Below are 24,148 nucleotides of genomic sequence, written 5' to 3'. Positions count from 1 at the left end.
GGGATGGCGAGGAAATCCAGGTCACGCCCCGTAACGGTCGGGTGCGGATGGACCGGGATCTGCTGATCAGCTGGACTCCGGTGAGAGGGGCTGCGCCCTCTGCGGCCGTTTTCCATGAACACTGGCAGGGTGAGGATTACCTGCTCACTTTGCTGGTGCCGGGCGAGATGGATGAGCCAGCGCCGGGGCAGGTGCCGCAGCGGTTACCCAGGGAGCTGATTTTCGTGATCGATACCTCCGGTTCCATGTCCGGTCAGCCCATTGTCCAGGCGCGGGATTCACTGCTGCGGGGGCTGGATACCCTGCAACCGGATGATCGCTTCAACATCATTCAGTTCAACACCCAAAGCCAGGGTCTGTTCGCCAGGGCAAGGCCGGCAGACCGTTACAATCTGGAGCAGGCCCGGCGCTACGTGCAGGGGCTGTCAGCCGGAGGTGGCACGGTGATGGCTTCCGCCCTTGATCTGGCACTGGGTGCCGGTGTCCGCAATCGCAATGAAGAGCCTGCCAGCGCAGGTCATCTGCGTCAGGTGGTGTTTATCACCGACGGCGCCGTCGGTAACGAGAAGGCCCTGTTTGGACAGATTCAGCGTCAACTGGGTGACAACCGGCTGTTCACAGTCGGTATCGGCTCGGCCCCCAACATGCATTTCATGCGGGAAGCGGCCCGTTTCGGGCGCGGCACCTCCACCATCATCAATAATCTGGCCGAGGTGTCGGCGCCTCTGGACCAGTTGTTCCGCAAGATGCAGTCACCGGTGCTGGCGGATATCCGCAGCCGTTGGCCGGAGGGCGCGCCGGGGGCGGAAGCATTGCCGGGCCGACCGGGGGATCTGTTCGCCCAGGAACCGTTGGTGCAGGTAACCCGGGGAGTTTCCCCCGATGGCCGTCTGGAAATCAGTGGCCGGCAGCCCGGCGATGTCCGCTGGCAGCAGTCTCTGGACCTTGCCAATGCGGCGCCGGCGGCAGGGCTGCACCGGCTCTGGGCCCGGGAGAAAATCAACAGCCTGGAGGATGCCGGCTTGACGGGCCACAGCGACGACGATACCCGGGAAGCGATCACTGAACTGGCGTTGAAACATCAGCTGTTGACCCGCTACACCAGCTTCATAGCTGTGGATGAGACCCCGCTGCGGGAAGCCTCAGCCAATCTGGAAACCGACCACCTCGCTACGCTGATGCCCGCCGGTAGCAGCCAGCGCATGGCCTACCCGCAAACCGCCACCGCCGGCCCGCTGTTGATGTTGCTTGGCATCACGGGCCTGTTGTCCGCGCTGGCGCTGCTGCTGGCTGGCCGGCTGCGGGTCTCACTGAGAGCTCGGGAGCAGGCGGCATGAAAAACCTCTGGCTGATGCTGGTTATGACATCCTCGGTGGTTCTGGTAGCCGGGCTCTGGATTCCACTCAAGGCCATTGCCGCCCAGGAACTGCTGGAGCTGGCCTGGGCCAACACTGAAGCGACCCAGAGCCGCAGCAGGCCCTGGCCCTGGGCGGACACCTGGCCTGTGGCCAGGCTGGAGCTGCCTGGTCTGTCATCGCCTCTGGTGGTGCTGGCCGGCGGTCATGGTGAAAGTCTCGCCTTTGGCCCCGGCCAGGTGGCAGGACCGGATGTGGGGCAGCCACTGACCAGCCCGGTAGTCATTGCCGGGCACCGGGACACCCATTTCCGGGCCCTGCAGAAACTGCAGGCCGATGAGGTGATCCGGTTACAATTCGCCGATGGCATCTGGCGCAGTTTTCGTATCGATCAGATGAAGGTTGTTGATAGCTCGAAGGAGCAGCTTGATCTGTCGCTCTATCACAGGGGCTCATTGGTACTGGTGACCTGTTACCCCTTCGATGCTCTGGATGCGGGCGGTCCCTTGCGGTTTGTGGTGGAGGCCAGTCGCGATCTGGCCTGGCCGGCCGATTAGGCGGCCACATTCCCTTGCATGGCACTGAAAATCCGGGCAATCTCAGGTCGGACTCCCTTATGACGGTGCCCAGGCGTCCGACTGCCGGGCACAACAATGCAGACCGATATGGAGAATGGCACGGATGAATCTGATTCTGTTTCTGATTATTGGCGGTGTGGCTGGCTGGCTGGCCGGACTTATCATGAAGGGTCGTGGCTTCGGCGTGCTGGCCAATATCGGTATCGGCATCGTCGGTTCGGTCATTGGTGGCTTTGTCTTTCGGTTGCTGGGTCTCGCGGCTCAGGGTGCAGTGGGTGAGCTGGTCACGGCGACGGTTGGTGCCGTGTTGCTGTTGGCGGTGGTCAGCGCCATCAAGAAGGCCTGATGATGATTGTCCCCATTACAGCTGTTTTTGCCTCGGTCACAGCGTTACTGATGCTGTTTCTCGCTTATAAGGTATCCACCTTCCGGCTCAAACATCGGCAGGGTATTGGTGTGAACCCGGATGATCCGGATTTTGAGGTAGCCGTTCGTGCTCACGCCAACCTGGTGGAGTATGCGCCGATTACCCTGATTGTGATGGGGCTGGGTGAGCTCAACGGCGTGTCGATTCAGGTCGTGTACTGGGTCGGCATGGTCTTCGTGGCGGGGCGACTGCTTCACGCCTATGGCATGTTCAACGGCCACGGTGGCCCCCACAAGGCCCGGCTGGTGGGCATCCTGATGACCTGGCTCAGCATGCTGGTGATGTCGGTCTTCACAGTCTGGAATGTGGTGCAGGTTTACGGCTGAAGAGTCATTTACAGGCAATACCGGGGCGGGGAGGGATTCAATCCCCCCGGCGGGAGGGTTCTGCCGGGGGGATTGCAACGCCTGAACGAGCCTAACTGACGAGTGCGAAGGCGTCCTGCCTGTTGCGCGAACCACTGTCCACGCTCTGTCTCAGCTCTGTATGACGGTTTTCAACGGCTTCCATGTCAGTGCGGACCCTTTCCATCTGGATCTTTTCTGCCTGTTGCCTGGCGGCCTGTTCGGCTTCCATCGCAGCTACCCGGGCAATCAGCTCGGGATTATCCAGTACCAGTACGGTCATGTTGCTTTCCTTATCTGTTTCATCAGGCTGTTGTTATTATTCCCATATACTATGGTTTGTATGCGGGAACTTGGCAATAGAACTGAAAGTTTTGTCTGCCTCAGCCAACGGGGCAGCTCCAATTGAATGACATTTGTGTGAACGCAGTATGACATGAACCAATCCTCGCTCTGGTTACTACACGTTCATTTGAGCAGGAAAAGCGGGCGGGCCTGTGGTAGAAAATGACAGGTTCCCGTACCGATTATGGCCAATTGTGACCGACATCCGGTCTGGCTGTTTTTCCCATCCCAGGGCCCGTGATACCCGATGCTGATCATCCCCTTTGAGAAAACTGTCGACTGGAAGCATCCCCCCTGGATGACCTTCTGCCTGATGCTGGTCTGCCTGCTGGTTTTCACCTTCTATCAGGGCAAGGACTCGCGGTTGATGAACTCAGCCGTGGAGGCGTATCTGAACGCCGGGCTTGACCGGCTGGAGGCGCCTGCTTATGAAGACTATCTGCAGCGCCGGATTCGCCTCGAGGACGAGAACCTGCACGACCAGCTGGCGGCTTTCCGGCAGGCGGTTGAGCAGGACTACCGCCTGGGCATTGCGGTTGCACTGCTGTCGGATCGGGCGTTCTACGGTTATCTGCAGGACAACCGGGATCTGATCTGGACCGCCGCCGAGCGCCAGCAATGGCAGACCACCCGTGTGGCCATTCAGCACAACCAGATTGAGCGGATCAGCGCCAATGAGCTGGGTCTGGTGCCGGCAGAGATGAGTCTTTACAGCCTGATAACCTACCAGTTCCTGCACGGAGGCTGGGGTCATCTGATCGGTAACATGGTGTTCCTGTTCCTGCTGGGCTTCACCGTGGAGCGGGCCCTGGGTCCGGTGAGATACCTGCTGGCGTACCTGGCCTGCGGGGCCCTGTCTGGCGTTATTTACACGCTGTTCACCCTTGGCAGTACGGTGCCGCTGGTAGGTGCCTCCGGCTCCATATCCGGCCTGATGGGCATGTACGTGGCCTTTTTCGGGGCCCGGCGAATACGGTTTTTCTATTTCCTGGTGGTGTACTTCAATTTCTTTCGGGCGCCAGCGCTGACGTTGTTGCCGGTGTGGTTTGCCAAGGAGCTGTTCGACTACTGGACGTCTACCAACTCCGGCGTTGCCTATCTGGCTCACGCCGGTGGGCTGGCAGCCGGCGCCGCCCTGGTGTTCTTGTTGCGGCGCAACTGGATGCAGGTATCGGAAACCTTCTATGAGCCGGAGCAGGAAGAACAGGATCAGCAATTCGCCCGGGAATACGGCAAGGCCATGGCGGCACTGGGGCGCATGGATTTCCAGCAGGCTCAGCAACAGTTTGCAGGCTTGTGGCGGGAACACCCGCAACGACCGGTGCTACTGGAGCACCTCTACCAGCTGGCCAAACTGCGGCCGGATCAGCCGGAGTACCGGGAGCGGGCGCTGGAACTGCTGCATCTGCGGCTGAAGCTGCAGCAACCGGACAAGGCGGTAGCGGTGTGGCAGGAGTACATGGAGCAGGCGGAAGATCAGCAGCCACTGGCGCCAGTGGAGCATAATCGGGTGCTGTTTGCTGCCTTGCGGGAAGATGATCTGAAAACCGCGGAAAAGGCCTTCGAGCGTATCCGCCGCAGCGGTCAGCAGGATCTGATCCACGAGGCCGGGCGGTTGCTGGTGGATGAATTCAACAAGCGCCAGATGGGGCCCAAGGCCAATGAATACCGGGCGCTGCTGAAAACACTTTAGTCCGCAAGCTGGCGCCGTCCCTGGCACCGTGTTGGTCTGGACGTTATTCCGGACTGTTGTCGGGGCCGGCTTACTTGAATTCCGGCTCACCCTGCCAGTCAAAGAAGTCCGGCATATCGCTGGAGACCTTGTTCGGGTAGTGGGCCGGGCGTTTCTCCAGGAACGAGTTGACCCCTTCCTTCGAATCTTCCGAAGCGCCGCGGGCCTGAATGGCTCGGCTGTCCAGGCAATGGGCATCCATCGGATGGTCTGCCGAGGACATCCGCCACAGCATCTGCCGGGCCATGGCAACGGAAACCGGCGCGGTGTTGTCGGCGATTTCCCGGGCAATGGCGACGGCGGCCGGGTACAGATCCTCGGGAGCGTGAACCGAGCGGACCAGGCCCTTGTCGTGGGCTTCGGTGGCGTCGATCAGACGCCCGGTCATGCACCACTCCAGCGCGGTGGAAAGGCCTACGGCTTTTGAGATAAACCAGGACGAGCAGGCTTCCGGCGTGATTCCGCGACGGGTGAACACGAAACCAAAGCGGGCCTTGTCCGAGGCCAGGCGGATATCCATGGCCAGGGCCATGGTCGCGCCGACACCCACAGCTGCACCGTTCACGGCAGCAATCACCGGCTTCAGGCTGCGGAAAATGCGCAGCGAAACCCGGCCGCCACCGTCCCGGTAGACACCGTTGACGGTAGGTTCGGGTTCGCCGTCGGCACGGCTGTCGTAGTTGAAGGTGTCGCCGCCGCTGGACAGGTCGGCACCGGCACAGAAGGCCCGGTCGCCGGAACCGGTCACAATCACCGCCCGCACATCGTCGTTGGCGTCGGTGTAGTCAAAAGCCGCGATCAGCTCGTTCATCATGGTGGTGGTAAAGGCATTCATCCGCTCTGGCCGGTGCAGGGTCAGGGTGGCAATCTGGTCCTTGACCTCAAGGATCAGGGTTTCAAATTCGGGAATTGTCATCGGGTTACTCCGTTGTTGTTGATAACGAGTTTGCTGGTAAAGAACGTCAGCCCGATACCATGGCAGAACAACCGCCATCGATAAACAGGCACTGGCCGGTGGTGTGCTTGCTGGCGTCCGAGGCGAACAATACGGTCGCCCCTTTCAGACCTTCTTCATCGCCCACCTGTTGCAGGGGGGTATGCTTGCTCAGGCGGTCTTCCCCGTGCTGCTCGGCCAGGCCCTTCGACATTTTACTGGGAAAATACCCCGGGCCGATGGCGTTCACCGTGATGTTGTGGATACCCCACTCTGCTGCCAGGGCTTTGGTAAAGGTTACCACCGCGCCCTTGCTGGTATTGTAGCCAACCGCCATCATCAGATCGCGATTACCGCCGATGGCAGCGTTGGAGGCAATGTTGATGATCCTGCCGTAGCCTCTGGGGATCATGCTTTTCTTGCCCACTTCCCGTGTCAGCAGAAACAGGTTGCGGATATTGAGGGTCATGATCTTGTCCCAGCCCTCCATCGGATAGTCTTCGGCGGGGGCGCCCCAGGTGGCTCCGGCATTATTGACCAGAATGTCGACGTGGCCCAGCTCGGCGATGGCCTTGTCGGCCAGCGCAATCACTTCCTGTTCCTCCGCCAGATTGGCAGCCAGTGCCGTGACCTCAATGCCCTGGGCTCTCAGTTGTTCAGCCGCCTGGTCCAGATCTGCCTGTTTGCGAGCCGAGATCACCAGTCGGGCACCGGCTTCGCCCAGCGCCTGTGCCATCTGGAATCCCAGCCCCTTGGAGCCGCCCGTCACCAGGGCGGTCTTGCCATGCAGGTTAAACAGCTCGTTCACTGTACGTACGGTTTTGTCAGCCATTGGATACTCCATTCAGGGATTGGTGTTGTTATGGCTGAAACACTGCCCCAGTGCCCGGTTCGGGTCATCGTCTGATGCGACGAATACCGGCAATGCTGAAACGCCGCCGTTGATAAAACCTGGAGTGCCCAGAACCCGAACGGCGATTCGTCGGTTCGGACGATGCTGGCAGGCAGCGATCGGCGCGAGGATAAAAACATAACAACGACAATCCAGGAGCTCTGCTATGTCTTCCTATTCCGTTATTCAGTATGAAACCCGTGGCGCCGTTGCCTGGATCCGTATGGATCGGCCGGATTCCCTGAATGCGTTCAACCTGACGCTGCGGGAAGATCTGCTGGCGGGCCTCAGGGAGGCGGAGCAGAACCCGTCGATCAAAGTCGTGGTGCTGGGGTCCACCGGGCGCGCATTCTGTGCCGGTGCCGATCTGATGGCGACCGGATCACCGGATGATTCCGACGTGGTTCAGCAGCTGATGAACAGCTATAAGCCGATTCTTGATGCCATCCGGTCCATGGCCAAGCCGGTCATCGGCGTTAACCCCGGGGTCGCTGCCGGTATCGGTGCCTCGGTGCTGATGTGCTGCGATCAGGTGGTGATGGCGGAAGAGGCGCGCATCTACATGGCCTTCAGCAAGATCGGACTGGTGCCGGATGGCGGCGCCACCTGGTTGCTGTTCCAGAGCCTGGGGTATCACCGGGCCTTTGCCCTGATAACCGAAGGCGGCAGTCTCAGTGCCGGCGAATGCCTGCAGCTGGGCCTTGCCCGCAGTGTGGTGGCACCGGATCAGCTCGACAGCACCGCCGAAGCCGTTGCGATGGCGTTGTCGGAGAAATCAGCCCTTGCCACCGGTGAGGCCAAGCGTCTGCTCAGACTCGCCGCAACGGCCTCCTACGATGAAATTTTCGAAGCGGAAGCCCATGCCCAGAAAGACTGCCTGGCCAGTGAGGAATCCCGCGAGGCCATTGCCCGGTTCAAAAACAAGTCTGCCTGATCCGGCCGCGTGTTATTGGGTACAACCGGAAAGCTGAATGAACAGATCGACCGAAACATCAGAAGGGCGATGCCATGACTAGCGTAACAATGCCATCTGCCACGGAATCCCGGCAGACCATGGTTGACCGGTTGACGGCGGTGGTAGCCCGCTTTCTGCCCGGCGCGCAGGTGACCGCTCTGAGCCGTCTGACCGGTGGCGCAAATCAGCAGATGTGGGCGCTGGATGCGGTGCAGGACGGCAAGGTGACCGGGCTGGTGCTGCGCCAGGCCAGCGACTGGAACACCGACGATGACACGGCCATGTTGCTGGACAACGAGGCGCGGCTCCTGATCCGGGCCGGTCGCCACGGCATCGCGGTACCTGAGGTGGCCTGCATTCTTGAGCCGGACGATGGCCTTGGCACGGGCTACCTGATGAGCCGGGTGGAAGGCGAAACCATACCCCAGAAGATTCTTCGCGATGAGCGTTTCAGTGCTGCCCGCCAGCGGCTTGCCCGCCAATGTGGTGAAGCCCTGGCACAGATTCACCGGGTACCGGTGGACGACCTTGGTTTTCTGAGGGCTCAGAGCGCGGACACCCTGGTGGAGAACCTCTACACGGAATACAAGGGCTACCGCGAACCCAGGCCGGTCTTCGAGCTGGCCTTTCGCTGGCTGCGGGAGCATTTGCCGGCAGCGCCGTCACGCTACTCTCTGGTGCACGGTGATTTCCGCAATGGCAATCTGATGGTGGATGAAAGTGGCCTGAAGAGCGTGCTGGACTGGGAGCTGGCCTATGTGGGTGACCCCATGGCGGATCTGGGCTGGCTCTGTGTGCCGTCCTGGCGCTTTGGCCAGATCGATTCACCCGTTGGTGGTTTTGGCTCATTGGAGGCGCTGTTCGATGGTTACGAACAGGTTGCCGGATTCCGGCCCGATGCGGAGGCAGTGCGCTTCTGGGAGATCTTCGGCATCCTCAAGTGGGGCGTGATCTGCCAGAAAATGGCCGCTTCGTTCATTTCCGGAACGGACACCAGCCCGGAGCGCGGGGCCATTGGCCGGAGAACGTCTGAAACCGAGGTGGATCTCCTGCAGGCACTGGTGCCACTGCCCTCGTTATCTGCCGTAGCAGACGATTAACGCCTTCGCCGATATTTGAGCCGGGAGAACAGGAATGCAGGATTTACCCGACAACGCCGCCTTGCTGAAAGCCATTGAGGCCTTTTTACAGGCGGACGTAATGCCAACGGCGGAGCCATCCCTGGCTTTCCGCGCCCGGGTGGCCGTGAACGTTCTCGGTATGGTGCGTCGGCATCTGGAACAGGCAGCCTGTGATCATGGCCTGCGGGAGCGTGAGCAGTTGCAGGCACTGACCGGCAAGAAAGGCACCATGGCCGGGCTGACCACCGAAGTCTGCCGGTTGATTGCCGACGGCACGCTGAACCCCGATGACCCCCGGGTACGGGACTACCTGTGGCTGACCACGCTGCAGAAGGTGGCTGTGGACCAGCCCCGTTACGTCAGTTATCAGCGGGCTCAGGACGCCTGGGATCATTTCCAGCACGCCCGAAGGCAGCCCGCTGCAGAAGAATAGTCTGCGGGAAAGCCGGTGGTCGAGGTCTGTATTTGCGCCGTTCGCCGGTAAGACCGAACGCCAATACTGTCTGGTTTCACTTTATCGGAGTCATGATTTATGGATTTCAATTTACCCAAAGAGCTCACCGATTACCTGGCCGAGCTGGATAGCTTTATCGAAAAAGAGATTCGGCCGCTGGAGCAGCAGGACGACAATATCCGCTTCTTCGACCATCGCCGGGAGTGGGCCCGCACCGATTTTGACAATGATGGTCTGCCCCGGGAAGAGTGGGAGGCGCTGTTGAAAAAGGCCCGTCGTCTGGCGGACAAGGCTGGCCATCTTCGCTTCCCGCTGCCGAAAGAGTTCGGCGGCAAGGATGGTTCCAATCTGGCCATGACGGTGATCCGTGAGCATTTTGCCGCCAAGGGTCTGGGGCTGCACAACGACCTGCAGAACGAGCATTCCATTGTTGCCAACAATCCTTTTGTGCTGCTGCTCCGTGATTTCGGCACCAAGGAACAATACGAGTATTTTGTCGACGGTATGCTGGATGAGAGCTTCCAGCTGGCTTTCGGCCTGACCGAGCCCGATCATGGCTCCGATGCTACCCACATGGAAACCCGTGCGGTGCCGGAGACCCGGGATGGCGTTGACGGCTGGCTGATCAACGGCGAGAAGATGTGGACCACCGGTATGCATACCGCTACCCACTGCGTCACTTTTGTACGCACCTCGGGCGATGCCGGCAGCGCCAAAGGCATTACCGCCATGATCGTGCCCTCGGAAACGCCGGGTGTGAAGGTGGAGGAGTACCTGTGGACCTTCAACATGCCCACGGACCATCCCCGGGTCAGCTTCACCAATGTCTGGGTGCCGGCAACTGCGGTATTCGGCCCGCTGGAAGATGGCCTGGCCATTGCCCAGCACTTTGTCCACGAAAACCGTATCCGCCAGGCCGCCTCCAGTCTCGGCGCAGCTCACTTCTGTATCCAGGAGAGCGTGAAATACGCCCGCAAGCGCAAGCCTTTTGGCCAGGAACTGGCCCGCAATCAGGGCATCCAGTTTCCGTTGGTGGAACTGGCAACCCAGGTGGAAATGCTGCGGCTGCTGATCCGCAAGACCGCCTGGGAAATGGATCAGATGTCCAAGCCGGAAATTGCCAATCTGCTTTCCGACAAGGTGGCCATGTGTAATTACTGGGCCAACCGACTGTGTTGTGAAGCCGCCGACCGGGCCATGCAGGTTCATGGCGCCATTGGCTATTCCCGCCACAAGCCGTTTGAGCATATCTACCGTCACCACCGCCGGTACCGGATTACCGAAGGCGCAGAGGAAATCCAGATGCGCAAGGCAGGCGCGTTCCTGTTCGGCTATCTTGGCCCAAACAAATGGCGTGAAGACTGATTTCCGGGCCCTGCCAGAACTCGTCCGTATCGACGAGGCTGCTGCGGCAGGCAGGGCCAAAAATGAGCGCCTTTTTTCCGAAACATCCAAGAACAAAAGTAAGCGAGATCTGCCATGTACCTGACACAGTTTCTGCATAAAGCCCAACGGGAATGCCCCAACGACCTGGCGGTTGTGTTCCGTGATCGTCGGCAAACCTATGGGCAACTGACAGACCGGGTGGCCAGCCTGGCCGGGGTGCTGCAGCGTCTGGGTATGGCGGAGGGCGACCGGATCGGTATTCTGGGTCTGAACTCGGACCGCTACCTGGAATTGCTGTTTGCGGCCATGTGGGGAGGCGGCGTATTCAATACCGTCAACATTCGCTGGAGCGCACCGGAGATTGCCTATTCTCTGGATGACTGTGACACCCGGATCCTGTTTGTCGATGACGAATTTGCCCCGATGATCCCGGCCATTCAGGAGCGCTCAGGGTCCCTGCAGACCATTGTCTACATGGGCGAGAAAGAATGCCCGGCCGGTGCCCAGGATTTCCGGACGCTGATGGAAGGCGCGCAGCCTGTGGCCGACGCCGGTCGCAGTGGCACGGATCTGGCGGGCATTCTCTATACCGGTGGTACCACCGGCAAGCCCAAGGGAGTCATGCTGAGTCATGGCAACCTTTACGCCAGCGCCCTCAGCACCATTGTGCCGGATTGCCGGCAGGACCGGATTGTGGTGCTGCACTCGGCGCCCTTCTTCCATGTGGCCGGCGTTGGTCTGGTGGTGCAACAGACCATTCGTCATGGCGCTCACATCATTTTGCCACGCTTCGAGCCGCTGCCGGTCATTGAGGCCATCGAGCGGGAAAAGGTGGTGGAAACCTTCCTGGTGCCCACCATGCTGCGGTCGGTGCTGGCGCATCCGGATTTTGACAAGTATGACCTGAGCAGTCTGCATTGCTTTATTTACGGGGCGTCGCCTATCGACAGCACGCTGCTCAAGAATGCCATGAAAAAACTGCCCAACGCCCGTTTTCTGCAGATGTACGGCATGACCGAACTGTCGCCTACCGTCACCATGCTGTTACCGGAAGTGCATTCCAACCCGGCACTCCACGACCGGCTGATGTCTGCCGGCCGGCCCACCCATATTGCCGATATCCGCATCGAAGATCCCATGGGCAAAGAAGTGGGGCGGGGCCAGGTCGGTGAAATCTGTGCCCGCGGGCCGATGGTGATGCAGGGCTACTGGAACAAGCCGGAGCAGACCCGTGAGGCCATCCGGGATGGCTGGATGCACACCGGTGATGCCGGCTATATGGATGAAGAGGGCTACCTGTTTCTGGTAGACCGAATCAAGGACATGATCGTGACCGGCGGCGAGAACGTCTACTCGGTGGAAGTGGAAGACGTGTTGCTGCAATACCCGGATGTGGCTCAGTGCGCCGTCATCGGCGTGCCGGACGAAACCTGGGGTGAACGGGTTCATGCTGTGCTGGTGCTGAAAGACGGCGCCACTCTGGATGAGCAGGCTATCGTTTCCTTCTGCAAAGAGCAGATCGCGGGTTACAAGTGCCCCCGCAGTTTTGAAGTGCGCGACGAAATGCCTATGTCCGGTGCCGGCAAGCTTCTTAAATACAAGCTCAAGGAAGTTCACTGGGAAGGCAAGGGTCGCAGCATTGGCTGATATCTACACAGGTTAGTAATTCGTCGTAACCGACGAGGATTTGGGGATCCGGGACTGAAAAGATACGGTCTGCTCCTCTCGTAAACGCACAAAAACAACAAAGCGGCAAAAGCGACTACGGCGTTGCCGCGTTCCACTCTGGAGATTCGAATAATGATGAACAAACTGATCAAAACGCTGGCACCGGTGGTGCTAGGGGGCGTTATGGCTACTGCCATGACCGCCCAGGCCCAGACCATTTCCCACGCTACCGGTTATCCGCCCAATTCCATTGGTGCCAATTCCGCTAACGTGTTTGCCAAGGCCCTGGAAGAGATCTCTGGCGGCGAGCTGAAAGCCCGGGTATTTGCCGGTTCCTTGCTGAGCTTTCTGGAAACCTCACCGGGTCTGCGGGACGGTATGGCAGATTCCGGTTTTGTGCTGTTGTCCTACTACCCCAACGAGTTCCCGGTCACCAACCTGGCGGGTGAGCTGAGTATGCTGGTAGAGCAGGTCGATGTGGCGCCCAGTCACGCCGGTCTTGCCTTCACCGGAGCCTTGGCAGAATTCGTGTTCAATGATTGCCCCGAGTGTGTCGAAGAGTTCGCGGCCCAGAATCAGGTATTTACCGGCGCGTCAGCCAGTACCTCCTATATGATGCTGTGCAACAAGCCGGTCACCAATCTGCAGGAAGCCCGCGGCAAACGTGTTCGTACCGCCGGTCCCCATTGGGCGCGCTGGGCCGAGGAAATTGGCGCAACGCCGGTCACCATGTCCATTGCGGATACCTACGAAGCTCTCAATCAGGGCGTGCTGGACTGCAGTCTGAGCTCGCCTACCGAGCTGGATATTTTCAAACTCAAGGAAGTTACTTCTGACGTGACCGTCAATGTGCCGGGTGGCGTGTATGGCGCGACTGCGGTCAATAACGTTAACCGTGACGTCTGGCTTGGCCTGAGCGAGAAAGGTCGTCGTGATCTGCTCAAGGCAACAGCCGTGCTGGGTGCTGACATCAGCTGGGAGTACCAGAAGAGCGCCAGCCGTGAGCTGGAAAATGCGGCCGATAACGAGATTACGATACATCAGCCCGCAAAAGATCTGGCGGATCTGACCGAAAACTTCATCAGCAAGGACATTGAAAGCATTGCTGCAAACTACGAGCGCCGTTTTGGTGTGGTCGGTGCCGAACTGGCTGTGGACAGCTTCCGTTCGCTGCTGATCAAGTGGGCGGACCTGGTCAAGGACGTCGACAGCATGGACGAGCTGGCTGACCTTTACTGGGACGAGCTCTACTCCAAGGTGGATGTAAGCAAGTACGCACTCTAAGCTAGTCAGGGGTACCGTTGGAACAATCCGGCGGCACCCTTTTTTTATAGGTTATTCCCTGCCTTTGGTGACCCTGCCGTTTGCAACGATACAGCGAGACACACTCATGCCATTGTCGACTGCCCCTTCCACCAGCACGCCTGAATCTGAAGAGCTGGCCAGCTTTCGCGAAGATATACGCGCGTTCATAAAAGCCAATGCCGACGAGGACATACTGGAAGCCGGTCGCAAGACCACCAGTTTCTTTCCGCCCTTCGAGCAGGTGATGAAATGGCACCGGATACTGGGCAAGCGGGGCTGGTCTGCGATCCGCTGGCCCGAAGAGTACGGAGGCACCGGCTGGGATGTTCCGCGCCAGCTGATATTTGAAGAGGAGTGTCGTCGCGCCGGGGTGCCCATGCTGTTGCCCCAGAGTATTTCAATGGTGGGTCCCGCGATTATTCACTACGGGACCGATGAGCAGAAACAGAAGCACCTGCCGGAGATTCTGGCGGGCGAAACCTTCTGGGCCCAGGGCTACTCGGAACCCAACGCTGGCTCTGACCTGGCATCCCTGCGCTGCCGGGCCGTGCGCCAGGACGATCATTACGTGATCAATGGCAGCAAGACCTGGACCACTTACGCTCATCACGCTAACCGTATGTTCCTGCTGGTCCGCACCGGTGCTACCGGCAAGCCCCAACAGGGTATCAGCTTCTTTCTGATCGATGACCTGACAGATCCGGGTATCGATATTCGGCCGATCATTGGTCTGGATGGGGTGCCGGAACAGTGCGATGTGTTCTTTACCAATGTTCGGGTGCCCCTGAATTGCTGCCTGGGAGAGGAAAACGATGGCTGGTCGGTGGCGAAGTATCTGCTGGAACATGAACGTGGCGGTGGCACCTCGTTCGCTACCACCTTCCGCCAGGAGATGGCCACGATTCTGAAGCTGGCGGCGCGAACCGGCGATGGTTTTGGTGGAATGCTGGCAGAGGATCCGGTGTTCCAGAGCCGCTTTGCCCGGCTGACACTGGAAGTGGATACCCTGGAGGCCACCGAAGAACGGTTTGCTGCCATGGAAAAGGGCTCGCCGGAGTCCGGCCCCATGAGCTCAATGATCAAGATTACCTCCATGGAAACCGTACAGCGGATCACTGAGCTGGCCATTGATGTGGCGGGGACGCCCGCATTGCCGCTTCAGTTGATGGCCCTGACCGTGAGCAGCGGCATGACGTCGGTAACGGACGAGGACACGCTGACCATGATGCCGAAATATCTGAACAACCGGGCGGCCAGCATTTTTGGTGGCAGCAATGAAATTCAGCGAAACATCATTGCCAAAACCCTGCTGCGCTAAGGAGCCTCTGCCATGACTACGCTTAACCACGAGACCCGGGCCATGCTGGCCCACAGCGTCAGCCAGTTTGCCGCCAGTGAGTACAGCTTTGACCAGCGCAAAGCCAACCAGAAGAACCATCAGGGGCAGTCGCCCGGCCATTGGCAGACTTTTGCTGAAATGGGCTGGCTGGGTATTCCCTTTGCCGAAGATGTGGGCGGCCTGGGAGGTGACTTCACCGATACTCTGGACGTCATCCGGGGTTTTGGCCAGGCACTGGTCACAGAACCCTATCTGGCGGTGGTCGGCCAGGCTGGAGCCCTGATCGCCGGCAGCAGCAACGAGTCGGTCCGCCAGGCCATGCTGCCCGGCATAGCCAGTGGAGAGTTGCAGGTGATCTTCGCTGGTGAGGAAAAGGACAGTCGGGGCAATCCCCATCATGTAGCGTTGCAGGCCGAGCCGGATGGTACCGGGTTCCGCCTCAGTGGCCACAAGCAGGTGGTGCTGTTCAGCGCTCAGGCCAGCCAGGTAGTGGTGTCTGCCCGCAGCAGTGGCGACAGTCATGCCCCCGAGGGGCTTGAGCTGTTCCTGTTGCCGCTGGATACCCCTGGCATTACCGTAACTGATTTCCCCATGATGGATGGGCACCGGGGGGCAGTTATTGCCTTTGATGGGGTCAGTGTCAGTTCCCGGCAACGGCTGACGGATCCGGGTGCAGCGGGTGATTTGTTATCCCGGGTCAACAGCCAGGTGATCCTGATGCTGGTGGCAGAGGCCCTCGGCATGATGGAAGTGCTGTTGAAAAAAACCGCCACCTACACCAAAACCCGTAAGCAGTTCGGCGTGGCCCTGGCTGAGTTTCAGGTGCTTCAACATCGGTTGTCAGACATGTACATTGAACTGACGAATACCGATAACCTGTTTCGCCAGACGGTCGAGCGGATACGTTCAGCCGACCCGGATACCGCATCGCTCGCGGCCATGGCGTCCCGCCTCAAGGCCCGTATGGGGCAGGCTGGCCGCTATGTGGGTCAGCAATCCGTGCAACTTCATGGCGGAATAGGCATGACAGACGAGCTCGATATAGGGCATTATTTCAAGCGCCTGACCGCCCTCGAGATGTTGCAGGGCGGAACGGAATTCCACATTAAGAAAATCTGGCAGCAACTGAAACATCAATAACAGCGTGTCCGGACCCACTGACCGGAGCGAAGGCTGTCACGAAGGAGAGAAAGCATGACTGATCTGGAAAGCTTCCGTCAGGAAACCCGGGCATGGCTTGAAGAGAACTGCCCCGAAAGTATGCGGTCACCGTTCCGCAGTGACAAAGACCCCTGCTGGGGCGGCCGCAAGTTCACCTTTCAGAGTGAAGACCAGCGCCTGTGGCTGCAGCGCATGGCCGAGAAAGGCTGGACCGCGCCGGACTGGCCCGCCGAGTACGGCGGTGGTGGCCTGAACAAGGATGAGCACAAGATCCTGCTGGAAGAAATGGCGCGCATCAAGGCGCGCCCGCCCCTGAACAGCTTCGGCATCTGGATGATCGGGCCTGCGCTGCTCAAGTTTGGTTCTGAAGCACTCAAGCAGCAGCACCTGCCGCCCATCGTGCGGGGTGAGATCCGCTGGTGTCAGGGTTATTCCGAGCCGGGTGCCGGTTCTGACCTTGCGGGCCTGCAGACCAAGGCGGAAGACAAGGGCGATCATTTCATCGTCAACGGCCAGAAAATCTGGACCTCCTACGCCGACAAGGCCGACTGGATGTTCGCGCTGGTTCGCACCAATCCCGATGTGAAAAAGCAGGAAGGCATCAGCCTGGTGCTGTTTGATATGGAAACCCCGGGTGTATCAACCCGTCCCATCAAACTGATTTCCGGCGAATCCCCGTTCTGTGAAACCTTCCTTGATAACGTCAAGGTGGACAAGGATCAGGTCGTGGGTGAGGTGGACAAGGGCTGGACCATTGCCAAGTACCTGCTGACCCACGAGCGCAGCATGATCGGCAATATGGGCAGTACCGCTGCCGGCCAGAAAACCCTGGCACAACAGGCGGTGCATGCGGTGGGCCTGGAAAACGGCAAACTGGCAGACAGCTTTCTGCGCGCCGAAGTGGCCGACTGGACCATTGATTCCATCGCCTACGAGCTGACCGCCGAGCGGGTGCGGGACGAAGCCAAGGCCGGCCAGGGCGTCGGCAATACCTCGGCCATGCTGAAATACGCCGGTACCGAGCTGAACAAGCGGCGCTATGAGTTGCTGGTGGCCCTGTACGGCAGCGAAGGCCTGCTCTGGGAAGGAGATGATCGTCCGGCCGGCGCACTGCCTCAGCAGTGGCTGCGGACCAAGGGCAACTCCATTGAGGGTGGTACCACTGAGGTACAGCTCAACATCATCGCCAAAAACATTCTCGGATTGGGCTAAGGGCGGAGATTACCATGCAAAAGCTTGTACTTACTGAAGAACAACAGATGCTCAAGGACGCCGCCCACGGTCTGTTCACTGAGCAGGGACCGGTTTCCCAGTTGCGTAAACTGCGTGACGAAAAAGACCCCCAGGGTTATGCCACCGAGTTCTGGAACCAGGCGGTAGAGCTGGGTCTGGCCGGGGTATTGATCCCGGAAAGTCACGGCGGCTCCGGTTTCGGCCACGTGGGTATGGGCCAGGTGATGGAGCAGGGTGGTCGTACCCTGACCGCATCCCCCTTGTTTGCCTCTGGCGTGCTGGGTGCTTCCGCGCTGATGCTGGCCGGTAATGACAGCCAGAAAGAGACGCTGAAAGAGGTTGCAGCGGGTACGCATCTGATGGCACTGGCCATTGACGAAAGCGGCCGTCACCAGCCTTCCCGGGTCGCCACCAAAGCGGAAGCCAGCGGTAGCGGTTTCGTGCTGACCGGTAACAAGACCTTTGTGGTGGACGGCCATATTGCCAACACGCTCGTGGTCTCCGCCCGTACCAGTGGTGCTGAAGGCGACGAGCAGGGCATCACCCTGTTTCTGGTGGACCCGAAGGCGGAAGGCGTGAGCGTTGAGCGCACCATCTTCCCGGATGGCCGCAACTACGCCAAGGTTGCGTTGCAGAACGTCACCATTGGCAGTGATGCGGTACTGGGCGAGCAGGACAAGGGCTTTGCGACCCTGCAGAAACTGCTGGATATCGGCAGCGCCCACCTGGCGGCCGAGTTGCTGGGCCTGGCCAGTGAAGCCTGTGATCGTGCCGTGGCCTACATGAAGGAGCGTAAACAGTTTGGTGTTTACATCTCCTCGTTCCAGGCGCTGCAGCATCGGGCCGCCCACCTGTGGGGCGAACTGGAACTGGTCAAGTCACTGGTGCTGAAGGCTCTGATGGCACTGGACGCCGACGATGAACGGGCCTCCCTGCTGGCCAGCGCAGCCAAGGCGAAAGCCAGTCAGGTGGCCGAACTGGCCACTAACGAAGGTGTGCAACTGCACGGTGGCATGGGTATGACCGATGAATTCGATATCGGTCTGTATATGAAACGTGCCCGCCCGGTGCAGTTGCTGCTGGGTGACGCCCGTTACCACGCCGACCGGGTTGCCCGCCTGAACGGGTTCTGAGTCAGCCGGACGCTCTGGCGTCCGGTGTTATCAGGAGGTCAGAAGGATCTGGCCTCCTGTGTTCCTCTGCCTTCCCCTATTTGTCCCGCCTCATCAATCGGTCCGAAGCTCGCTTTTGGTGCTTTCAGAGGCTGTGCCTGATCGACCTGCTGCAAATACAGCGTTGCCAGCTCCTGAGTCCCGGGTTCCGGGCAGGTTTTCTGAACAAATTTCAGATAGCTTTTGGCCTTGTCCCACTGACCGAAGCCGTTGGCCAGGGTTCTTGCCACCAGCAGATAGGCGGGTCCGATCTGATCGCTGCCCTCAAAACGTTTGTGGAAATCTTTCAGTAACTGCAGTACGCGCTTCAGTTCGCCCTGATGGAACAACATCTCGGCACAGGCCACCATCAGTTCCGGATCCTGCAACTGGAAATCCGGGCTGGCGTTCTCGAGGGTATCCAGCAGGCTTGTCAGTTCCTTGGATTTGCGTTCTCCGGCCATCCAGCGCATCAGTTTTACGTGATGCCGGGTCAGGGCGTCGGTATCATTGCGGGCTTCGCACAACCGGAACAGTTGCGCCAGTCGCACCGGGTTGTGGGGGTCTCTTTTCAGGGTTTCTTCCAGAATGGCAGAGACCCTGCTGTAACGGCCATCCTTCAGGTTCATGTCGATATCCGCATCCACCCCGCGGCTGCGGTCCCTTGCCGGTAACGCCTCATTTTCGTCCTGAAGGTCGCTGGCAAACCCCAGTTCCTCCTGATATTCGAACAGCAGGTAGCCCAGCATGTGGAACAGGATGAGAGTGTAGGCACTGTTCAGGAAACCGGCCAGGGGATTGGCGATCAATGGGTCGAGATGGCTCCAGGCAAAGGATTGGGCCTCGGCGGACGCGATGGTCAGCAGCACCAGGAAAACGTAAAGCAGGAAATAATGCCAGCCGATTCTCGAAATCAGCAGCGCCAGATTCATTGGATTGATGGCCGCCCGGACGGATTGTTCCATGGCCAGTACCATGATGCTGGCAGGCAGGGCGAGCACCGCGAAGGCCATAACCAGCAGGCCCGCCAGGTAGCCCAGGCTGTAGGTGGCAAAAGCCGTCGCCGCCACCATGGCTAGAAAAACCACCGCCTGTTTCAGCACGATGGCAAAGCCTGAACCACTGTAGGCTTCCGACAGGGGTGGCGGTGTCATGTGCCCATCGGCGGTACGCCGGATAACCGCGTAGGTATATTTGAACAGCGCCAGCAACAGCATGAAAGAAACCGCCAGACCCACCAGGTTGGGGGTCAGAAACAGTGGCACCAGGGTGCAGACCAGAATCACGGTGAGCGGATCCCGGCTGAACGGATAGCGGAAAAAGGCCGGTAAGCGAGTCCAGAAAGGCTGCACTTCCGATGCTGCCCCCAGGTATTTCAGCGGGCGGGTGCAATGGGGGCAAAGCCCGTGCTGGCGCAGTGGGTCGGCGTCCGGCATGCAACTGCTGCAATAATGCAACTGGCAGTCGGCGCAGTGCCACTTGGCGGGATCGCCCGGATGGTAATGGCAGTCTCTTTTCACGACAATCCTGTTACGGAAGTGGGTTCAGTCATGATTACAGAAGTTTTAACCGACGGCCAGCCAAGCCATCACAGATCGCAGACCCACTGACGATTTCCCCGCGTATGTCATGGGGTAATGCACCAGTCCGCACACCCGACCAACCGGAGCTCGCTTGAACGCACCGCAGTCCAGAATCAGTGCCTCCCCTGATACCGAGCAACGTCACTACACCTGGCGAAGTATTCTCCGGCTGGCGCTCAAACATCGTCCGCGACTGGTCCGGGCCAATCTGCTGGCGATCTGCGCCACCCTGGTCAGCGTGCCCATTCCGCTGTTACTGCCGGTGCTGGTGGATGAGGTGCTGCTGGACGATCCGGGGCCGGTGCTGCCTGCCATGAACGCTGTTTTGCCTGAAAGCTGGCAAATGCCGGTGGTGTATATCGCGGTGATGGTGTTGGCGGCCTTTGCCATGCGGGTGATGGCGCTGATCTTCAACGTGCTGCAATCCCGGGAATTTTCCAGGATCTCCAAGGACATCATCTTTCGCATGCGCTCGCGGCTGCTGGGCCGGCTGCAGCGGGTAGCCATGGCAGAGTACGAAACCCTGGGTTCGGGCGCGGTCAGCAGCCACTTCGTGACCGACATGGACACCATTGACGAGTTCCTGGGCACCACCATCAGTCGCTTTATCGTGGCCAGTCTTACCGTGATTGGCACGGCAGCGGTGCTGCTCTGGGTGCACTGGCAGCTGGCGCTGGTGATACTGCTGTTCAATCCCGTGGTCATTTACATGACCATGATCATCGGCAAACAGGTAAAGGATCTCAAACGCCGGGAAAACAAGGCCTATGAGGATTTTCAGGGGGATCTGACCGAAACCCTGGAAGCCATGCATCAGCTGCGGGCGGCCAATCGCGAAGGCCATTACCTGCAGCAGCTGATCGGCCGCGCACGTACCGTGCGGGATCACGCTGTGACCTTCCAGTGGCGCAGCGATGCGGCCACCCGTGCCAGCTTTGCCCTGTTCCAGTTTGGGGTTGATGCATTCCGCGCGGCGGCCATGATGGCGGTGCTGATGAGTGATCTCAGTCTGGGCATGATGTTCGCGGTCTTTGGCTACCTCTGGTTCATGCTCACCCCGGTGCAGGAAATGCTCAACATGCAGTATGCCTGGTATGCGGCTAATGCGGCTCTGCATCGGGTAAACCGGCTCTTGTCTCTGGAAGAGGAACCCCGTTATCCCGCTCTTGAAAACCCGTTTGCGGATAACCGAACTGTTGGTCTGACCCTCAAGAATATCCACTTCAGCTATGACGACGACAGCAAGGTGCTGGAGGGCATCAATCTGCGCATAGAACCCGGTGAAAAAGTGGCGGTGGTGGGCACCAGTGGTGGCGGCAAATCGACCCTGGTGCAGATCATTCTGGGCATGTACACGCCCCAGCAGGGGGAGGTGTTCATCAACGACGTGCCGGTAAACCGCATTGGTCTGCCCTGCATGCGGGAGCACATAGCCACCGTGTTGCAGCATCCGGCCCTGTTCAACGCCAGCATTCGCCAGAACCTGACTCTGGGCAGGGACAAAACCGATGACCAGCTCTGGCAGGCCCTGGCCATTGCCCAGCTGGATCAGACGGTTGCGGAGCTGCCGCTGCAGCTGGACACCGTGGTTGGTCGCCAGGGCGTGCGCCTGTCCGGTGGCCAGCGCCAGCGCCTGGCCATTGCCCGGATGATTCTCTCCGAGCCGTCCCTGGTGATACTGGACGAGGCCACCTCCGCCCTGGACGCCGACACTGAATACCGCCTGCACCAGGCCATGGAAGGCTTTCTCAAACAGCGCACTACGCTGATCATCGCCCATCGCCTGAGCGCGGTGAAACAGGCGGACCGGGCTATTGTGTTCGAGGATGGGCGGATTGTGGAGGAAGGAAGGCACGAGGAGTTGGTGCGTGGTGATGGGGTGTATGCGCAGTTGTACGGGGAGCGGCAGAGTTCTGTTTTGTGACGGAGCGGCTGTCGGATCACTGAGCCAGAAACGGGAACTTGCCATCTGACGCTCGCTGACAGTACCAGGTTAAAAATCCGAACACCCTCGTGATGATTGTGAGTCACCCGAAACCAATCTGCTATCGTATCCCTTGTCAGCCATACCGCAGGGGAAACCATGGATATTGCTCATAAGCCGACATGCCTTGAAATCAGCCGGTTACCAGTCCGTTGGACCGCCGGCATTGCCCTGGCTTTTTTCGTCTTGCCTCACCTCAAGGCGGAAGAGAGTCAGGAAACTCAGGCCGAAAACCTGCCGCTGATTACCGTCACCGCGCCCCGGCTTAGCCGTGATCTCTACAGCACGCCGGCAGCGGTCAGTACCCTTGATCGCCGCGATCTGCAGCAGGGCCAACAGGGTATCCGGCTGGATGAGTCTCTTGAGCAGGTGCCGGGGCTGTTTCTGCAGAACCGGGATAACTTCGCCCAGGGCCAGCGGATATCAAGCCGGGGATTTGGTGCCCGGGCGCCCTTTGGTATTCGCGGGCTGTTTATCCGGGTGGACGGCGTGCCCTACACCCTGCCGGATGGCCAGTCCCAGATCGATGCGGTGGATCTGGCCGGTGCCGAAACCGTGGAAGTGATTCGCGGCCCGTCGTCGGTGCTTTATGGCAATGCCGCCGGTGGGGTGCTGGATATCACCACGGCGGATGGTCGCCAGACGGTGACCTCCCCGGTCTTTGGAGCCCAGTTGGGTAGCGATGGCTTACGTCAATATCAGGCCCGGGCAGGCGGGGAGTCGGGCCGCTGGTTCTATGAGGGCAGTGTGTCAGCCCTGACAGCAGACGGTTACCGGGATCAGAGCGAGGTGGAAAAATACCAGTTCAATAGTCGTCTGGGCTACCGGCTGGATGATCAGCGCACAGTATCTGGTCTGATCAACCTGCTGGAACTCCCGAAAGCCCAGGACCCGGGTGGCCTGACCCGGGAAGAAGCGGCGGCGAATCCGCAGCAGGCAGCGCCCGCCGCCAGCGCTCTGAACGCAGGCCAGAAGGTGGACCAGCAGTTGGCGGCGCTGCGTTACCAGGATCTCGATTTTGGTGGCGGTGATATCGCAGTCTCCGGCTTTTACAGCGAGCGGGATTTCGAGCAGCAACTGCCATTCCCCGGCTCCAGTCTGGTGGACTACCGACGCCGGTTTTACGGTGGCAGTGTTGAATTCGGCCGTGATAGCCATCTGGGGCCGTGGCTATTACGGACGGTGTACGGGGTTGACGTGGCCTGGCAGGACGATCACCGGGGCCGCCGCAGCGTCAACCCTCAGGGAGACATTACCGCAGTGACCGCCGATGAACGTCAGCAGGCCCAGAGCACCGGTGTCTTTGCCCAGGGGGATCTTGCCCTTACCGAGACGCTGTCGGTGACCGCTGGAGTTCGTCACGACCGGGTAGTCCTGGATGTGAACGATGATTTCTTCGCGGACGGCCAGGATGACAGTGGTCGGCGGGTATTCCGGGAGTGGTCCGGCAGCCTCGGCATCAGCTATCGCTTGCTGCCCCGGCATCAGCTCTATGCCACGCTTGGCAACGCCTTTGAAACGCCTACCTTCACCGAGTTTGCGCGTCCGGACGGAGGCGGCGGTTTCAACCCGGCCATTGAACCCCAGCAGGCTTTGAACCGGGAGCTGGGTATTCGGGGTTATTACGCCAATGGCCTGAGTTACGATCTGGCGCTGTTCTCTGTGCGGGTGCGGGATGAGCTGGTGCCGTTTGAGGAGAATAACCGTACGTTTTACCGCAATGCCGGTCGCACCTCCCGTGACGGCCTTGAGCTGGGTCTGGACTACGAGGCGTCCCCCAGCTGGCGCTATACCAGCGCCCTGACGCTGGCTCGTTATCGGTTTGACCGGTTCGAGGATGATGGTGAGCAACGGGCGGGCAACCATTTGCCAGGTCTGCCCACCGTTATCTGGCACAGCAGTGCCCGCTGGTCTGGTCTTGGTGGCCGCTTCGCCCGGTTTGACGGGCATTACACCGGCAGCTACTACGCCGACAACGCCAATGAAGAAAAAGCAGGCCACCACTGGCGGTTTGATGCCCGGACCGGTGACCGCTGGTTGCTGGCTGGGGGCACCACGCTTGAGATTTACGCGGGTGTTCGCAATCTTGCGGATGAAAGCCACTTCGAGAACGTGCGCATCAACGCCAACGGCGGCCGCTATTACGAGCCGGCTGCCGGGCGCACCTGGTTTGCGGGATTTGAGTTGGGGTTCTGAGGCCG

Annotated in this window: 21 protein-coding genes; 17 read left to right on the top strand and 4 right to left on the bottom strand. The window is 59.7% G+C overall.

All coding sequences use genetic code 11. The features are described from left to right. The 4 genes from AAC035_RS00345 to AAC035_RS00330 all read left to right on the top strand — a co-directional run. Positions 1-1,337 (top strand): VWA domain-containing protein (locus AAC035_RS00345; RefSeq protein ID WP_339798781.1); only part of this gene is annotated, 1,337 nt, incomplete at its 5' end. Then, a complete protein-coding gene (locus AAC035_RS00340; RefSeq protein WP_339798779.1) occupies positions 1,334-1,912 on the top strand; it encodes a class GN sortase in 579 nt (192 codons plus the stop codon). The genes AAC035_RS00345 and AAC035_RS00340, both read left to right, overlap by 4 nt. Positions 1,913-2,036: 124 nt before the next feature. After that, positions 2,037-2,279, top strand: a complete 243-nt coding sequence (locus tag AAC035_RS00335; RefSeq protein WP_339798777.1) for a GlsB/YeaQ/YmgE family stress response membrane protein — start codon at positions 2,037-2,039, stop codon at positions 2,277-2,279. 2 nt (positions 2,280-2,281) lie between these two features. Beyond that, positions 2,282-2,686 carry an MAPEG family protein gene (locus AAC035_RS00330; protein WP_339798783.1) on the top strand — a complete coding sequence of 135 codons (405 nt, stop codon included), beginning with the start codon at positions 2,282-2,284 and terminating at the stop codon, positions 2,684-2,686. Positions 2,687-2,777: 91 nt separating this feature from the next. Here AAC035_RS00330 and AAC035_RS00325 read toward each other — a convergent pair whose 3' ends face one another. Further along, the gene (locus AAC035_RS00325; protein WP_339798775.1) at positions 2,778-2,987 is read right to left on the bottom strand and encodes a hypothetical protein; all 210 of its coding nucleotides are present in this window, start codon (positions 2,985-2,987) and stop codon (positions 2,778-2,780) included. Positions 2,988-3,296: 309 nt separating this feature from the next. Between AAC035_RS00325 and AAC035_RS00320 the strand changes: the two genes are divergently transcribed. After that, entirely contained in the window at positions 3,297-4,742 is a 1,446-nt protein-coding gene (locus AAC035_RS00320; RefSeq protein WP_339798773.1) for a rhomboid family intramembrane serine protease, read from the top strand. Between the two features lie 70 nt (positions 4,743-4,812). Here the strand turns inward: AAC035_RS00320 and AAC035_RS00315 are convergent, their stop codons facing one another. Both AAC035_RS00315 and AAC035_RS00310 read right to left on the bottom strand, forming a co-directional pair. Next, on the bottom strand, positions 4,813-5,697 hold the full coding sequence (locus tag AAC035_RS00315) for a crotonase/enoyl-CoA hydratase family protein (protein WP_339798772.1): 885 nt from the start codon (positions 5,695-5,697) through the stop codon (positions 4,813-4,815). Between the two features lie 46 nt (positions 5,698-5,743). Then, positions 5,744-6,547, bottom strand: coding sequence for an SDR family oxidoreductase (locus AAC035_RS00310; protein WP_339798770.1), 804 nt, complete (start codon positions 6,545-6,547; stop codon positions 5,744-5,746). A 226-nt stretch (positions 6,548-6,773) separates the two neighbouring features. Here AAC035_RS00310 and AAC035_RS00305 point away from each other — a divergent pair, with 226 nt between their 5' ends. The 10 genes from AAC035_RS00305 to AAC035_RS00260 all read left to right on the top strand — a co-directional run bounded on the left by AAC035_RS00305 (position 6,774) and on the right by AAC035_RS00260 (position 18,362). Beyond that, positions 6,774-7,541 carry an enoyl-CoA hydratase/isomerase family protein gene (locus tag AAC035_RS00305; RefSeq protein ID WP_339798768.1) on the top strand — a complete coding sequence of 256 codons (768 nt, stop codon included), beginning with the start codon at positions 6,774-6,776 and terminating at the stop codon, positions 7,539-7,541. Positions 7,542-7,615: 74 nt separating this feature from the next. Then, entirely contained in the window at positions 7,616-8,662 is a 1,047-nt protein-coding gene (locus AAC035_RS00300; protein WP_339798766.1) for a phosphotransferase family protein, read from the top strand. Positions 8,663-8,696: 34 nt separating this feature from the next. Continuing rightward, positions 8,697-9,116 carry a DUF6285 domain-containing protein gene (locus AAC035_RS00295; RefSeq protein ID WP_339798765.1) on the top strand — a complete coding sequence of 140 codons (420 nt, stop codon included), beginning with the start codon at positions 8,697-8,699 and terminating at the stop codon, positions 9,114-9,116. A 99-nt stretch (positions 9,117-9,215) separates the two neighbouring features. Beyond that, positions 9,216-10,502, top strand: coding sequence for an acyl-CoA dehydrogenase family protein (locus AAC035_RS00290; RefSeq protein WP_339798763.1), 1,287 nt, complete (start codon positions 9,216-9,218; stop codon positions 10,500-10,502). 114 nt (positions 10,503-10,616) lie between these two features. After that, positions 10,617-12,170, top strand: coding sequence for a long-chain-fatty-acid--CoA ligase (locus AAC035_RS00285; RefSeq protein ID WP_339798761.1), 1,554 nt, complete (start codon positions 10,617-10,619; stop codon positions 12,168-12,170). Between the two features lie 153 nt (positions 12,171-12,323). Next, positions 12,324-13,475: a C4-dicarboxylate TRAP transporter substrate-binding protein gene (locus AAC035_RS00280; RefSeq protein WP_339798760.1), complete on the top strand. Its 1,152-nt coding sequence runs from the start codon at positions 12,324-12,326 to the stop codon at positions 13,473-13,475. A 106-nt stretch (positions 13,476-13,581) separates the two neighbouring features. Further along, the gene (locus AAC035_RS00275) at positions 13,582-14,814 is read left to right on the top strand and encodes an acyl-CoA dehydrogenase family protein (RefSeq protein ID WP_339798758.1); all 1,233 of its coding nucleotides are present in this window, start codon (positions 13,582-13,584) and stop codon (positions 14,812-14,814) included. A 12-nt stretch (positions 14,815-14,826) separates the two neighbouring features. Beyond that, positions 14,827-15,975 (top strand): acyl-CoA dehydrogenase family protein, encoded by a 1,149-nt coding sequence (locus AAC035_RS00270; RefSeq protein WP_339798756.1) that lies wholly within the window; start codon positions 14,827-14,829, stop codon positions 15,973-15,975. A 54-nt stretch (positions 15,976-16,029) separates the two neighbouring features. After that, positions 16,030-17,208: an acyl-CoA dehydrogenase family protein gene (locus AAC035_RS00265; RefSeq protein WP_339798754.1), complete on the top strand. Its 1,179-nt coding sequence runs from the start codon at positions 16,030-16,032 to the stop codon at positions 17,206-17,208. Between the two features lie 14 nt (positions 17,209-17,222). Then, positions 17,223-18,362: an acyl-CoA dehydrogenase family protein gene (locus tag AAC035_RS00260; RefSeq protein ID WP_339798752.1), complete on the top strand. Its 1,140-nt coding sequence runs from the start codon at positions 17,223-17,225 to the stop codon at positions 18,360-18,362. A gap of 38 nt (positions 18,363-18,400) precedes the next feature. Here the strand turns inward: AAC035_RS00260 and AAC035_RS00255 are convergent, their stop codons facing one another. Next, complete coding sequence (locus AAC035_RS00255) at positions 18,401-19,900, bottom strand: hypothetical protein (protein WP_339798749.1); 1,500 nt, start codon at positions 19,898-19,900, stop codon at positions 18,401-18,403. A 154-nt stretch (positions 19,901-20,054) separates the two neighbouring features. On the opposite strand from AAC035_RS00255, the gene AAC035_RS00250 reads away from it, so the two are divergent. Both AAC035_RS00250 and AAC035_RS00245 read left to right on the top strand, forming a co-directional pair. Next, positions 20,055-21,887 (top strand): ABC transporter ATP-binding protein, encoded by a 1,833-nt coding sequence (locus AAC035_RS00250; RefSeq protein ID WP_339798746.1) that lies wholly within the window; start codon positions 20,055-20,057, stop codon positions 21,885-21,887. 159 nt (positions 21,888-22,046) lie between these two features. Then, positions 22,047-24,143, top strand: coding sequence for a TonB-dependent receptor (locus AAC035_RS00245; RefSeq protein ID WP_339798743.1), 2,097 nt, complete (start codon positions 22,047-22,049; stop codon positions 24,141-24,143). Positions 24,144-24,148: the final 5 nt, after the last annotated feature.

Origin of the sequence: uncultured Marinobacter sp. (assembly GCF_963974375.1) — a bacterium.
Taxonomy (GTDB): Bacteria; Pseudomonadota; Gammaproteobacteria; order Pseudomonadales; family Oleiphilaceae; genus Marinobacter.
The sequence above is the reverse complement of the archived record's forward strand: the minus strand, read 5'-3'. Positions and strand labels throughout refer to the sequence as shown.

Excerpts from the sequence above, each read along its gene's own strand:
- AAC035_RS00340 (WP_339798779.1), top strand. The coding sequence starts at position 1,334 with ATGAAAAACCTCTGGCTGATGCTGGTTATGACATCCTCGGTGGTTCTG.
- AAC035_RS00335 (WP_339798777.1), top strand. The coding sequence starts at position 2,037 with ATGAATCTGATTCTGTTTCTGATTATTGGCGGTGTGGCTGGCTGGCTG.
- AAC035_RS00330 (WP_339798783.1), top strand. The coding sequence starts at position 2,282 with ATGATTGTCCCCATTACAGCTGTTTTTGCCTCGGTCACAGCGTTACTG.
- AAC035_RS00325 (WP_339798775.1), bottom strand. The coding sequence starts at position 2,987 with ATGACCGTACTGGTACTGGATAATCCCGAGCTGATTGCCCGGGTAGCT.
- AAC035_RS00320 (WP_339798773.1), top strand. The coding sequence starts at position 3,297 with ATGCTGATCATCCCCTTTGAGAAAACTGTCGACTGGAAGCATCCCCCC.
- AAC035_RS00315 (WP_339798772.1), bottom strand. The coding sequence starts at position 5,697 with ATGACAATTCCCGAATTTGAAACCCTGATCCTTGAGGTCAAGGACCAG.
- AAC035_RS00310 (WP_339798770.1), bottom strand. The coding sequence starts at position 6,547 with ATGGCTGACAAAACCGTACGTACAGTGAACGAGCTGTTTAACCTGCAT.
- AAC035_RS00305 (WP_339798768.1), top strand. The coding sequence starts at position 6,774 with ATGTCTTCCTATTCCGTTATTCAGTATGAAACCCGTGGCGCCGTTGCC.
- AAC035_RS00300 (WP_339798766.1), top strand. The coding sequence starts at position 7,616 with ATGACTAGCGTAACAATGCCATCTGCCACGGAATCCCGGCAGACCATG.
- AAC035_RS00295 (WP_339798765.1), top strand. The coding sequence starts at position 8,697 with ATGCAGGATTTACCCGACAACGCCGCCTTGCTGAAAGCCATTGAGGCC.
- AAC035_RS00290 (WP_339798763.1), top strand. The coding sequence starts at position 9,216 with ATGGATTTCAATTTACCCAAAGAGCTCACCGATTACCTGGCCGAGCTG.
- AAC035_RS00285 (WP_339798761.1), top strand. The coding sequence starts at position 10,617 with ATGTACCTGACACAGTTTCTGCATAAAGCCCAACGGGAATGCCCCAAC.
- AAC035_RS00280 (WP_339798760.1), top strand. The coding sequence starts at position 12,324 with ATGATGAACAAACTGATCAAAACGCTGGCACCGGTGGTGCTAGGGGGC.
- AAC035_RS00275 (WP_339798758.1), top strand. The coding sequence starts at position 13,582 with ATGCCATTGTCGACTGCCCCTTCCACCAGCACGCCTGAATCTGAAGAG.
- AAC035_RS00270 (WP_339798756.1), top strand. The coding sequence starts at position 14,827 with ATGACTACGCTTAACCACGAGACCCGGGCCATGCTGGCCCACAGCGTC.
- AAC035_RS00265 (WP_339798754.1), top strand. The coding sequence starts at position 16,030 with ATGACTGATCTGGAAAGCTTCCGTCAGGAAACCCGGGCATGGCTTGAA.
- AAC035_RS00260 (WP_339798752.1), top strand. The coding sequence starts at position 17,223 with ATGCAAAAGCTTGTACTTACTGAAGAACAACAGATGCTCAAGGACGCC.
- AAC035_RS00245 (WP_339798743.1), top strand. The coding sequence starts at position 22,047 with ATGGATATTGCTCATAAGCCGACATGCCTTGAAATCAGCCGGTTACCA.